At 39.4% G+C, this 13,556-nt stretch carries 6 protein-coding genes, 2 tRNA genes and 3 rRNA genes; 4 read left to right on the top strand and 7 right to left on the bottom strand.

Annotated elements, in window-relative coordinates:
- Window positions 1–34: 34 nt before the first annotated feature.
- From FVQ77_03510 to FVQ77_03485, 6 genes are all read right to left on the bottom strand, one after another.
- Window positions 35–529 carry a hypothetical protein gene (locus FVQ77_03510; protein MBW8049404.1) on the bottom strand — a complete coding sequence of 165 codons (495 nt, stop codon included), beginning with the start codon at window positions 527–529 and terminating at the stop codon, window positions 35–37.
- Between the two features lie 246 nt (window positions 530–775).
- Window positions 776–887 (bottom strand): 5S ribosomal RNA (gene rrf / locus FVQ77_03505).
- A 115-nt stretch (window positions 888–1,002) separates the two neighbouring features.
- Window positions 1,003–3,935, bottom strand: a 23S ribosomal RNA gene (locus FVQ77_03500).
- 132 nt (window positions 3,936–4,067) lie between these two features.
- Window positions 4,068–4,141, bottom strand: a tRNA-Ala gene (locus FVQ77_03495).
- An 85-nt stretch (window positions 4,142–4,226) separates the two neighbouring features.
- Window positions 4,227–4,300: transfer RNA gene (locus tag FVQ77_03490), tRNA-Ile, on the bottom strand.
- 84 nt (window positions 4,301–4,384) lie between these two features.
- Window positions 4,385–5,905 (bottom strand): 16S ribosomal RNA (locus FVQ77_03485).
- The 16S, 23S and 5S rRNA genes sit together here with 2 tRNA genes alongside, the layout of an rRNA operon.
- 546 nt (window positions 5,906–6,451) lie before the next feature.
- On the opposite strand from FVQ77_03485, the gene FVQ77_03480 reads away from it, so the two are divergent.
- Window positions 6,452–6,877: a type I restriction enzyme HsdR N-terminal domain-containing protein gene (locus FVQ77_03480; GenBank protein MBW8049403.1), complete on the top strand. Its 426-nt coding sequence runs from the start codon at window positions 6,452–6,454 to the stop codon at window positions 6,875–6,877.
- Window positions 6,878–7,015: 138 nt separating this feature from the next.
- On the opposite strand, the gene FVQ77_03475 is transcribed toward FVQ77_03480, so the two are convergent.
- Window positions 7,016–8,104, bottom strand: a complete 1,089-nt coding sequence (locus tag FVQ77_03475; GenBank protein ID MBW8049402.1) for a hypothetical protein — start codon at window positions 8,102–8,104, stop codon at window positions 7,016–7,018.
- Between the two features lie 88 nt (window positions 8,105–8,192).
- Between FVQ77_03475 and FVQ77_03470 the strand changes: the two genes are divergently transcribed.
- From FVQ77_03470 to FVQ77_03460, 3 genes are all read left to right on the top strand, one after another.
- Window positions 8,193–10,652 (top strand): YfhO family protein, encoded by a 2,460-nt coding sequence (locus tag FVQ77_03470; protein ID MBW8049401.1) that lies wholly within the window; start codon window positions 8,193–8,195, stop codon window positions 10,650–10,652.
- Between the two features lie 163 nt (window positions 10,653–10,815).
- A complete protein-coding gene (locus FVQ77_03465) occupies window positions 10,816–12,111 on the top strand; it encodes a glycosyltransferase family 4 protein (protein MBW8049400.1) in 1,296 nt (431 codons plus the stop codon).
- On the top strand, window positions 12,108–13,550 hold the full coding sequence (locus FVQ77_03460) for a hypothetical protein (protein MBW8049399.1): 1,443 nt from the start codon (window positions 12,108–12,110) through the stop codon (window positions 13,548–13,550). Before FVQ77_03465 ends, FVQ77_03460 begins: the two co-directional genes overlap by 4 nt.
- Window positions 13,551–13,556 lie beyond the last annotated feature (6 nt).

The following is a 13,556-nucleotide window of genomic DNA, read 5'->3' as shown; positions in this document are numbered from 1 at the left end:
AATAATTTAAAGGCTATATTATGAAACTGTTATTTTATATAGATATCAAGGTTGTTATTACTACTTCAATATTTCCTGCTTCAATTGCGGTACCCTGCTGATATAATTTTATTTCTTCAGATGTTATATGTATAACTTTATAGCCAATTTGCCACACGAAACCCCCACCTTTTGTCACCTGTCTAAAAGTTATATATTTTAAGGAATCATCATATGTCCAGGTTACACCTTCTTCGTCCCCGAAAATACAATTTGTATTTCCATCATAAATTTTTAGCTTTCCTGATATTAAGAATATAATAACTCCGTCAACTTTACAAGCGGTTGATGCATCTTCTTCCGGTACATTAGCATCAGGATCGTGTGTGCCTTTTTTAACAATAATTGATTCTATTTTCCAACTATTATTAATCAATATTTCTTCATTTGTTAACGGAGGTTCCTGGGCAACCGCAGCATCCTTTTTGCAACTCGAAAATGCCAAAAGTGTAATGAGCATTATTAGCAGATTAGTGTTTTTAGTAACCATGATTGTAAAGTTGAGTTTATAATATAATAAAAAAAATGCCACTAAAACACCAAAGCACTAAATCCCATCCCGAGTACTCGGGAAAAATCAATCAAATAACTTTTGTGGGATTTTGCCTGCCCGCTAAAGGCCTATGGCAGGCGGGTGTTTTTGTGCTTTTGTGGCGAAAATTGACACGTTCACTTCGTTCAGTGCATGCTTTTTGGAGTGGACTCAATTTTAAAATCCATATTAAAATTTAAAAAAAACTGGCAACGACTTACTCTCCCACGTTTTACCGCAGTACCATCAGCGCTGCAGGGCTTAACTTCTTTGTTCGGAATGGAAAAAGGTGTTCACCTGCGCTATAGTCACCATTGTAAAAGTTAGCAGTTGGCAAAAGGCAGTTGGCAATATTGCCAACTACTCCCGAGTACCCGGGATGTATAAATTTTGACATTATTGAAAGAGCGAGCACAAAAATACATCTCTATGATAAAAAAGTTTTTGGGCAATTAGTATCGCTCAGCTTTGACATTTCTGTCTTTACACCTGCGACCTATCAACGTCATAATCTCTGACGGCCCTTATAAGGAAGCCTCATCTTGAGGTGAGTTTCGCACTTAGATGCTTTCAGTGCTTATCTCATCCGAACGTAGCTTCTCTGCGATGCAACTGGCGTCACAGCAGATACACCAGAGGTTCGTCCAACCCGGTCCTCTCGTACTAAGGTCAGGTCCTCTCAAGCTTCCAGCGCCCACAACAGATAGGGACCGAACTGTCTCGCGACGTTCTGAACCCAGCTCGCGTGCCACTTTAATGGGCGAACAGCCCAACCCTTGGGACCTTCTCCAGCCCCAGGATGTGACGAGCCGACATCGAGGTGCCAAACCTCCCCGTCGATATGAGCTCTTGGGGGAGATCAGCCTGTTATCCCCGGAGTACCTTTTATCCTTTGAGCGATGGCCCTTCCATACAGAACCACCGGATCACTATATCCGTCTTTCGACCCTGCTCGACTTGTCAGTCTCACAGTCAAGCACCCTTATGCTATTGCACTCTATGCACGGTTTCCAAACGTGCTGAGGGTACCTTTGAAAGCCTCCGTTACTTTTTTGGAGGCGACCACCCCAGTCAAACTACCCACCAAACACTTTCTCCCGAGGTAATCGGGATTAGGCTCCAAATAAATAAAGGGTGGTATTTCACGGACGACTCCATGATGCCTGACGACACCATTTCACAGTCTCCCACCTATCCTATACATCATTCACCCAAAGTCAATGTTAAGCTATAGTAAAGGTTCACGGGGTCTTTCCGTCCCGTTGCGGGTAATCGGCATCTTCACCGATACTACAATTTCACCGAGCTCATGGCTGAGACAGTGCCCAAGTCGTTACACCATTCGTGCAGGTCGGAACTTACCCGACAAGGAATTTCGCTACCTTAGGACCGTTATAGTTACGGCCGCCGTTTACCGGGGCTTCAGTTCAATGCTTTTTCCCGACAAGTCGGGAATAACATCTCTCCTTAACCTTCCGGCACCGGGCAGGTGTCAGGCCTTATACATCATCTTTCGATTTCGCAAAGCCATGTGTTTTTGTTAAACAGTCGCTTGGGCCTTTTCGCTGCGGCCTTCTTCCTGATAAATCAGGAAGGTAGGCGCCCCTTCTCCCGAAGTTACAGGGCGATTTTGCCGAGTTCCTTGGCCATGATTCACTCGAGCACCTTAGGATTCTCTCCTTGACTACCTGTGTCGGTTTGCGGTACGGGTACCTCTAACTTTAACGCTTAGAAGATTTTCTTGGGAGCATGATTAGGGTCATTATCCACTCGCCCGAAGGTTTGTGGTACTATCAGGTTTCAGCACAATCAGCGGATTTGCCAACTGATCGTATACCTAGACCTTTCAACGTACTATTCCGTCAGTACGCAGACCTTTCACTTCTCCTTCTCTCCATCACTGGATAGAGGTAGTACAGGAATATTAACCTGTTGTCCATCGATTACTCCGTTAGGATTCACCTTAGGACCCGACTAACCCTGATCCGATTAGCGTTGATCAGGAAACCTTAGTCTATCGGTGTCCCGATTTCTCATCGGGATTATCGTTACTTATGCCTACATTTTCTTTTCTCATCTCTCCATCCTGACTTACATCAAAACTTCAATGAAATGAGAATGTTCCCCTACCTCTCCCGACTAATGTCGGGAAACCATAGCTTCGGTATTATGCTTGATGCCCGATTATTATCGATGCCCTGTCGCTCGACCAGTGAGCTGTTACGCACTCTTTAAATGAATGGCTGCTTCCAAGCCAACATCCTGGATGTCTAAGCAACTGAACTTCCTTTGTACAACTTAGCATAAATTTAGGGACCTTAGCTGATGGTCTGGGTTCTTTCCCTCTCGGATCAGGACCTTAGCACCCTGACCCTCACTCCCGGGTATATCTGAAAGTATTCGGAGTTCATCTGGATTTGGTAGGTTTTGACACCCCCTAGTCCAATTGGTAGCTCTACCTCTTTCAGACTATCCCCGAGGCTGTTCCTAAAAACATTTCGGGGAAAACGAGCTATTTCCTGGTTTGATTAGCCTTTCACTCCGACCCACAACTCATCCAAGCACTTTTCAACGTACAATAGTTCGGCCCTCCACCCCGTGTTATCGGGGCTTCAGCCTGGTCATGGGTAGATCACCAGGTTTCGCGTCTACCCCCTCTGACTAAACGCCCTATTCAGACTTGCTTTCGCTACGGCTCCACCCCAAAGGGGATTAACCAAGCCAGAGAGGAGTAACTTGTAGGCTCATTATGCAAAAGGCACGCAGTCACCCCGCACATAAAAATTATGTGCGGGGCTCCTACCGCTTGTAAGCGTATGGTTTCAGGTTCTATTTCACCCCCTTGTTTAGGGTACTTTTCACCTTTCCCTCACGGTACTAGTTCACTATCGGTCTCTCAGGAGTATTTAGCCTTACCAGATGGTGCTGGCAGATTCATACGGGATTTCTCCGGTCCCGCACTACTCAGGATACTGCTATCGGGTAATACATTACATTTACAAGGCTATCACTTTCTATGGCTTATCTTTCCAGATAATTCAACTTTTGTATTACTTTCATATTACAGTCCTACAACCCCATTATTGCCGTAACAACAATGGTTTGGGCTATTCCCTTTTCGTTCGCCACTACTTGGGGAATCACTATTGTTTTCTTTTCCACCGGGTACTTAGATGTTTCAGTTCTCCGGGTTTGCATTCCAAAAATGGAATGTTCCGACTTCATCGGAACGGGTTGCCCCATTCGGAAATCTGCGGATCAAATCGTATTTGCCAATCCCCGCAGCTTATCGCAGCTTATCGCGTCCTTCATCGCCTCTGAGAGCCAAGGCATCCTCCATACGCTCTTAGTAACTTTTTTAAAAATGAGCTTGTATTTTTGATACTCTTGTTACTCTTTCAAAATGTCAAAGAACGGAATGAATTTTGGATTCCGGGTTGTTGATTTCGAATTTTATCGATCCGAAATTACAAATCCGTATTCCGCAATCCATTTGTGGAGGATATCGGATTCGAACCGATGACCCCCTGCGTGCAAGGCAAGTGCTCTAGCCAGCTGAGCTAATCCCCCCATTCATATATTGATTTGGTGATTTAGTGATTTTTTGATTTTAAATCAGCGAATCACTGAATCACCAAATCTCTAAATAAACAGGTGGGCCTGCGTGGACTTGAACCACGGACCTCTACATTATCAGTGTAGCGCTCTAACCACCTGAGCTACAGGCCCATTTAATCAAAGTATTTTTTGATGCGCATAGTCACAGATAATAATATTATTGTAAGAACAACAAGCCTTGAACCTGACGTCTCCAGAAAGGAGGTGTTCCAGCCACACCTTCCGGTACGGCTACCTTGTTACGACTTAGCCCTAGTTACCAGTTTTACCCTAAACGGCTCCTACGTGGTTACCGTCTTCAGGTCTCCCTGACTTCCATGGCTTGACGGGCGGTGTGTACAAGGTCCGGGAACGTATTCACCGCGCCATTGCTGATGCGCGATTACTAGCGATTCCAGCTTCATGAGGTCGAGTTGCAGACCTCAATCCGAACTGGGACTGGCTTTTTGAGATTGGCATCCTGTTACCAGGTAGCGACCCATTGTACCAGCCATTGTAGCACGTGTGTAGCCCTGGACGTAAGGGCCATGATGATTTGACGTCATCCCCACCTTCCTCACTGCTTGCACAGGCAGTCTCCTTAGAGTCCCCAGCATTATCTGATGGTAACTAAGGACAGGGGTTGCGCTCGTTGCGGGACTTAACCCAACACCTCACGGCACGAGCTGACGACAACCATGCAACACCTTGCTTTGTGTCCTTGCGGAAGTCCCGATCTCTCGGGATGTCACGCGCATTCTAGTCCAGGTAAGGTTCCTCGCGTATTATCGAATTGAACCACATGCTCCACCGCTTGTGCGGACCCCCGTCAATTCCTTTGAGTTTCAACCTTGCGATCGTACTTCCCAGGTGGATCACTTAATGCTTTCGCTTGGACGCGTACATTATATCGCACACATCGAGTGATCATCGTTTACAGCGTGGACTACCAGGGTATCTAATCCTGTTCGCTCCCCACGCTTTCGTGCCTCAGCGTCAGTAACAGTTTAGTAAGCTGCCTTCGCAATTGGAGTTCTTCATGGTATCTATGCATTTCACCGCTACACCATAAATTCCGCTTACCTCATCTGTACTCAAGCTGATCAGTATCAATGGCAGTTCTACAGTTGAGCTGCAGGATTTCACCACTGACTTAATCAGCCGCCTACGCACCCTTTAAACCCAATAAATCCGGACAACGCTTGCACCCTCCGTATTACCGCGGCTGCTGGCACGGAGTTAGCCGGTGCTTATTCCTACGGTACCGTCAACTTCCCCCGCAGGGGCTATTTCTTCCCGTAGAAAAGCAGTTTACAGCCCATAAGGCTTTCATCCTGCACGCGGCATGGCTGGGTCAGACTTTCGTCCATTGCCCAATATTCCCTACTGCTGCCTCCCGTAGGAGTCTGGTCCGTATCTCAGTACCAGTGTGGGGGATCATCCTCTCAGACCCCCTATCCATCGTAGCCTTGGTGAGCTGTTACCTCACCAACAAGCTAATGGTCCGCATGCCCATCTCCAACCACCGAAGTTTTGATACTGATGAGATGTCTCATCGGTATATTATGGGGTATTAATCCCGGTTTCCCAGGGCTATTCCCCAGTCAGAGGTAGGTTGCATACGTATTACTCACCCATTCGCCACTCGTTCTCCCGACAAGTCGGGAGATTACCGTTCGACTTGCATGTATTAGGCCTGCCGCTAGCGTTCATCCTGAGCCAGGATCAAACTCTCCATTGTAAAAAAAAGTTGTTTTGTCAGGTTAAAAAAACCCGACAGCACTTGAAATTGACATTCAGGTTCTCTTAAGTGTATTAGCCCCCCTAAATCCCCCCGAAGGGGGGACTTTGCCATCCCCTTTCCCTTATAAACACTCAAGCGGTTAAGTCCTAACCTATTTAGATGTGTGTCAAGAATAATACCTGACAGCACTTATATCTAAGTAAGCATTGGTCTTACCTTTGTCGGCTTGCTATTCTACAATAATATTTCAAAGAACGTTTTTGCTTAGTATTAATTCTAAGCAAATTATATGGAAAACGCAAATGTATAAGATTGTTTTTTATTAAACAAGGGTTTTAGAAAAAATATTTTATTATTTTTGCAATAGAACAGAGACTATCAAATTTTTTATCACTAAAATGGATAAATTAAATCTTCCGGAATTTACATATAAAGTTAAATATATTGGAGAGAAAGCTTACATCTTTGATCTTATAAGGAAAAAATTTGTTGTATTAACTCCTGAGGAGTGGGTTCGCCAGCATTTTGTCCATTATTTAATTGATGAGTATAAATACCCAAAGGGGCTGATCAAAATTGAAAGTGGATTAAGGAACACAGATCACACCCTGTTAAATAAAAGAGATTTAACAGGGCAGGCAGATTATAAAAAAGAAAGATTACCACCGAGAAATCGGGGCAGGCACAGATTAAAGGAGGTTTCCCCTGCCTATTGGGCAGACAGGCGGGGGAAACGTTGTGATATAATTGTATATGACGGAAGTGGGCAACCTTATATGGTAGTGGAGTGTAAAGCTCCATCTGTAAAAATCACTCAGAAGACATTTGATCAGATCGCAAGATATAATTATAGTTTAAAGGCTACATACCTCATTGTAACAAATGGCTTGTTGCATTTCTGTTGCAGAATAGATCATCGGGAGAGGAAATATGAGTATTTAGATTATATTCCGAAACACAATTAAAAAGCATGATTGCATGATTGCATGGATGCATGGTTGCATGGTTGCATGCATCTATGTAATTATGCGATTTCATTTCAATAGATTATACAGATTATAATAAGGTTATAAATAACCGCAGATCTCACCTGCCTACATAGATTATGTATGTTTGGTTCCATAAATGGTATAAAAGGGTGCAAGTTTAATCCCAAACCTATCTGAATTACAAATGATCAAATTCAAAAAACGGCCTATGACCCTTAGAACAAAATTCTTATATTGTCCATAAAAACCTGGCAAAATTTTTACTTTAAACCCTGTTTTAACCAGAATTTTTACTACGTGATCTAAATCCATCAAATGTTCTGCCCAGTTTCCTGTATATGGATCACAGGTATTAGTAGGATGCTTGGGTTGTGGAGGAAACTGTTTTGTTTTTAAATAATTATCCACACAGCTTTTAATATCTTGTACAATCATTCCTCTGGTTGTATCTACCAATCTTTGAACTTCTTCATTATTTAAATCAGCGGCATAACTTTGTATTATCTCTTTTCTTATTTTTTGATATGCTTTTAGGGTATCTCTTTGTTTATCTCCCCATTTCTTCACCCTGTCTTTATATTCCATGTCGCGTTGATTTTTCATTAAAATCCTTCTCATTAAAGGGTTATAAATATTTGCATTAGATGATAAGGCTACATTCATCGTTGTATCTGAAAAAAGATGAAGATTATTTAGAAACCGGTCAATATCATAAATATGCTCAATGACATCGTTAGAAGCAATTGCATTACAGGAAATGGATTTTTTTTTTAGAACTTTAATAACATCTTCAATATCACCAGGAATATAATAATCTGCCTGGATTTCAAGAGTTTTACCAATGATGTTTGCATCTTTACACGATAGCTCATATATGTCATTATAAATGACGGTACCTATATTTAATTGTTTTGCTAATAAAGAGAGTATTCCCGCACCGCCACCATGATCGAGAAAAACGAATTTGTTTAAAGGTATATTAACAGTTGCAACAGCCCATGATAGTATATATGAATGTCTCTGGAGGGTTTTGTGTATATTTTTTAAATACCCGCCAAGGTATCTTTTGTTATATTCTGAAATATTTAATGAATCGACATTTAAGCGCCTAAGCTTTTGGTGAAGCCTGGTAGCTGCAGCATTAATGTTTATTAATAATTGGTCGTCTTTTGGTAAATGTGCAAAAGGATATATGAATTGCATAAATGATTGGTTATTTGCTAATTATTATCGTTTTTTGCAGGGTAAATATACGAATGAATACTAATGATACTAATTAAAAACTACAAAAATGCGAATATATTTTAAAAAAATATCACCTCATATTATTTCCATTTTAGTTTTCATCGTTCTACTGGCAATTTATTTTAAGCCGGCATTTATTGAGAATAAACAATTAATACAAAATGATGTTTTTACGCATAGAGGGGTTGCAAAAGAAATTATGGATTATATTGAAAGGACAGGGAAGCAAGCGCTTTGGACCAATTCACTATTTGGTGGTATGCCTGCCTATTTAATTGCAACAGCTTATTTTCCGGATACCTTCAGATATATTCAGAATATCATTTTTTTAGGCCTTCCTGGCCCGGCACCGATTTTTTTGATCTCTTTGGCAGCATTCTATTTTCTGTTGATTGTATTAGATGTAAAACCTTGGCTGGCAGTGATCGGGGCTATTGCTTTTGCCTTTTCCTCCTATTCAATCATCACGATCGAAGCGGGTCATAATGGCAAGATACTGGCATTGGCTTATATCCCATTTGTGATGGGTAGTATTTTTATTGCTTTTAGGAAAAATTTATTTTTAGGTACAGCACTCACTGCCTTAGCTTTGGGGTTACACATAAGAGCAGGCCATTATCAAATAATGTATTATATGGGGATTACGGTAGTCATATTTGGTATTGTTGAACTGATCTATGCGTACAAAGAGAAAACATTAGGAAAATTTCTTAAAACTGTAGGAGTGCTTTCTATTGCTGCTATTTTAGCATTAGGCGCTAATATAGGGTCTATGCTGGCAACTTACGAATATGGAAAATATTCAATAAGAGGTCAATCAGAGCTTGCCCCGGAAAATCCTGATGAAAAAAAATCAACCGGTCTGGACAAAGATTATGCATTTGCCTGGAGTTATGGTATTGCAGAAACTATGACTTTGCTTGTTCCGAATTTTTATGGCGGTTCGAGTACCGGTTCGTTGGATAAAGAATCAGAAACGTATCAAACTTTAAAAGGGAGCGGTGTGCCTGCTCAGCAAATACAACAATTTATTCGCAACGTACCATTATATCGTGGTGACCAGCCTTTTACATCAGGTCCGACCTACTTTGGCGCTATTATCTGCTTTTTATTTGTATTGGGGGTTTTGATTGTTGATGGAAGGATAAAATATTGGCTTATAGCGGCAACCATACTTTTTGTGATGTTATCGTGGGGCAGAAACTTCTCAACGTTTAATTACTTAATGTTTGACTATTTTCCATTTTATAATAAATTCAGAGCTGTGGCAATGGCTTTGGTAATTGCCCAGTTTTGCGTGCCTTTACTCGGATTGCTGGCATTAGATAAGGTTTTAAATAACACAGATTGGACAGATAAGAACACAAATTATTTTAAAAAAAACATATTGATAGCAGCAGGGATTACAGCAGGGGTCTCTTTATTAATAGCCCTTTTTGCCGGGACCGGCAATTATGAAAGTCCGGCAGATGCACAATTTAAACCAGAACAACAATGGATTGTGGATGCAATAAGGGTTGATAGAGAAAGTTTATTACGCAGTGATGCATTCCGGTCGTTTTTTCTAATAGCTCTTACTGCCGTGGTATTATACTTTACAGTATTAAAGAAAATATCATATAAAGTTGCTGTTGGTATTATTGGAATTCTGATCCTTTATGATTTGTGGGGAGTTGATAAAAGGTACCTAAATAATGAAAAAGAAAGAGGAAAATATATTCAGTGGCAAAGTAATGCTGTTGAAAAACATTTTACACCTACCGTTGCAGATAATATAATTTTGCAAGATAAATCGTTGAGCTATAGGGTGTATAATACTACAATAAGATTGGACCAGGATAGCCGCACTTCTTATTTTCATAAATCGATCGGGGGTTACTCCGGGGCAAAAATGAAAAGATACCAGGATATCATAGAAAAACATTTGTGGAGGAATAATGTTAAAGTTCTGAATATGCTTAATGCAAAGTATGTGATCACAGGTGATCCAAAACAGCCGGTTCAGCAAAACCCTAGCGCCTTGGGTAATGCATGGTTTATTACTGAAATCGAGAAAGTAAACAACCCGGATGAAGAAATAGAAGCTTTAACTGAATTCGAGCCGGCCAAGGCTGCTATTATAGATATTTCTAAATTTGATGTTGACAAAACATCATTTAAGAAAGCGGGCTCAAGCATAGAATTGGTTGAGTATGAACCAAATTATCTAGTATATAAAGCTGAAGCAAATGAGGATGGATTTGTAGTATTTTCTGAAATATATTATGATAAAGGCTGGAATGCTTTTATTGACGGGAAACAGGCAAACTACGTAAGAGCAAACTATATTCTAAGGGCTATGGAAGTACCACAAGGGCAGCACATTATAGAATATAAATTTGAGCCTAAGGTCTATTATTTAAGTAATAAAATTATGTTAGTGAGTTCAATACTTTTCCTATGTTTTTTTGTGGGCGCTGTTATTTATACCATCAAGACTCAAAGAGACAAAGAATCACAAATATAACTTTTTTATAAATCCTTAGTGAAACTTAGGCGGTAAAAGTGCAAACTTACGGGCATCTCTAAAAACTACATATTTTTTAAAACACACCCCTTGCCCCTCTTGATAGAGGGGAATGTATGGTGTAGTTTTTAGAGATGCCCTTACCAATAAGGTGGCAAAAAAAATGAAGAAAGTATTAGTCATCACCTATTATTGGCCGCCAAGTGGAGGATCAGGAGTACAACGTTGGTTAAAGTTTGTTAAGTATTTAGTGGATTTTGATTGGGAAGCTATTGTTTATACACCTGAGAATGGAGAAAGTCCGGTAATTGACCAGTCCTTATTCAAAGATGTTCCTGAAAATATTACAGTTTTAAAAAAGCCTATCTGGGAGCCCTATTCTCTTTATAAAAAATTTGTAGGACAAAAGAAGGAAGAGAAAATAAATACAGGTTTTTTAACAGAACGTGAAAGACCCAAATTAGCGGAAAAATTATCGGTCTGGATAAGAGGGAATTTATTTATTCCGGATGCAAGGAAGTTCTGGATAAAGCCATCGGTAAGATATCTAACTAAGTATCTCAAAAAAAATCCGGTTAACGCTATTGTTTCTACCGGCCCTCCCCACAGCATGCATCTGATTGCCTTGGGATTAAAACAAAGTTTAAATATCCCGTGGATTGCTGATTTCAGAGATCCCTGGACACATATTGATTTTTATGACCAATTAATGCTGAGCAAATTTGCAGATAATAAGCACAAGCATCAGGAAAAATTGGTTCTGGAAAATGCTGATAAGGTAGTTACCGTAAGCTATAATTGGGCGAAAGATTTTGAAATTCTTGGAGCAAAAAATGTTAACGTAATTACCAATGGCTATGATGAAAGTGATTTTGAGTTTGGGGCAAAACTAATCACAAATGAGTTTATCTTAAATCATATTGGTTCATTAAATAAGGATAGAAATCCTCATCAATTGTGGAATGCGTTAGAGGAATTATGCAAGGATGATGAAAATTTTAAAAAGGATTTGGTTATCAAGCTAATAGGCAAAACGGATGTTACAGTAATTAATAGTATTAATAAGTCGGGGCTTACATCAGAGCTCAAACAAATTCAATATTTAGCTCATAGTGAAGTTTTGCAGACTTTATTTGAATCTCAAATCTTACTGTTGTTACTAAATAATACACCAAATGTAATGGGTGTAATTCCTGGGAAATTGTTTGAGTATTTAGCTGCAAAGCGGCCCATACTTTGTATAGGGCCTCCCGAAGGAGATTCTGGCAAAATAATAAAAGATTGTAACGCGGGTTATGTATATGATTTTGAAGATAAAGTAGGAATCAAAAAGCGGTTAAAGGAACTTTATGAAATTTATAAGAGTGAGAAGCACTACATAAAATCGAATAAAATAGAGAGATATTCTCGCAAGAATCTTACAAGACAAATGGCTGACCTATTAAACGAAATAGTATGAAAGAATATATAAAGCTTTCAACTCTATATACGATTGTGGCTGCATTCCCTCCATTGCTACAAGTGTTGATCCAGCCATTCATAGAAGGCAAAGGTAGATTGAGTGTGGTTGACTTTTCTCACATTGCTATTACTGAGACAATAAGCGCATTTTTTTTTATGATTGCAATGTTTGCATTCTCCGGTGCATTGGCAAGATTTTATTATGACCATAAGGATAACGAAAAGGATCTTAAAGCGCTTATCTCAGGTTGTTTCAGTTCAATATTGCTGCGCGGTTTGTTAATATTAGGTGCAGCCTTTTTATTAAAGGATTATATAGGGCAGGTTTTCTCCCAGACAGAACTGCAGGATTTCTCAAGTTATGGTTTTGCTACGATCTTTGTTGGAATAAGCAGAGCAATAAATATATCAGCGGTAACGCTATATCGAAATGAAAAAAAGGTTAGAAAGTTTATAATGATCAGCTTGTTAATTGGAATTTTCAGGGTGGGATTTCAATTAATAGGATTGTTTTATTATGAGATGAGCTTTATAGGTTATGTTTATGGAAGCTGTGTTGGCGCTGGAATTATATCATTAGCCATTATCATTCATACTTATTGGAGAAATGGTATAAAATACGACAACAAAATACTCAAACCCGTTTATCAATTTGCATTTCCTCTTTTTTGCAATGCGCTGATTGGCTGGGGGATACTTTATGCTGACAGGTATTTTCTGGAATCCTATCCGGCTGATCTTGGAATATATGATACAGCTTTAAGATTTGCTATGGCGATAGAAATGGTTTTATTAGGAATAGGGGGGGCAATTCAACCTGAAATTTTTCGCCTTATGAAAGATGGCTTTGAAAAAAATCACGCTGAGATCAAAAAATACTCTCATGCAATGATGGCTCAAACACAACTTTTACTTGCTGTGCTCATATTGCCGGTGATGTTTTATTTGTATTATTTTTATGATTCTAAACTCTCCCTTGCATCAAATATTATAGCTATTGTATTCATTAAATTTCTATTCAGAGCTCAGAACATCATCTTTTTAATACCGATTTTATTTCTAAAAAAAACAACTGCATTGTTCTTTATATATACAATTGTCCTTTTAATTAACTTATTATTGAATTATATACTTATTCCTGTTTTTGGAATTTATGGAGCAGTTTATGCAAACCTGGCATCCTGGTTTGCTTTATCAACTTTAACATTTATTTATCAAAGGATTGTAATCAAAATTAAGTGGAATATAAAAAAAATCTATATTTATCCTACAATTTTAGTTTTAATTGCTTTAATAGTTGAGCTTTTAAAGAATTTTTTTAATTTAAACCTGTTTTTATCTGCATTAATTGTGATCTTATCTATCTTCTTAAGTTTATATCTTTTGTATAAAAATGAATTAAAAAAATTACCTTATAAAAAGCTGGTAGGGACTTAGTATAGG

The organism is Cytophagales bacterium (genome assembly GCA_019456305.1).
Classification (GTDB): Bacteria; Bacteroidota; Bacteroidia; order Cytophagales; family VRUD01; genus VRUD01.
Note: the sequence above shows the minus strand (reverse complement) of the source record. Positions and strands in the feature narration are given on the sequence as shown.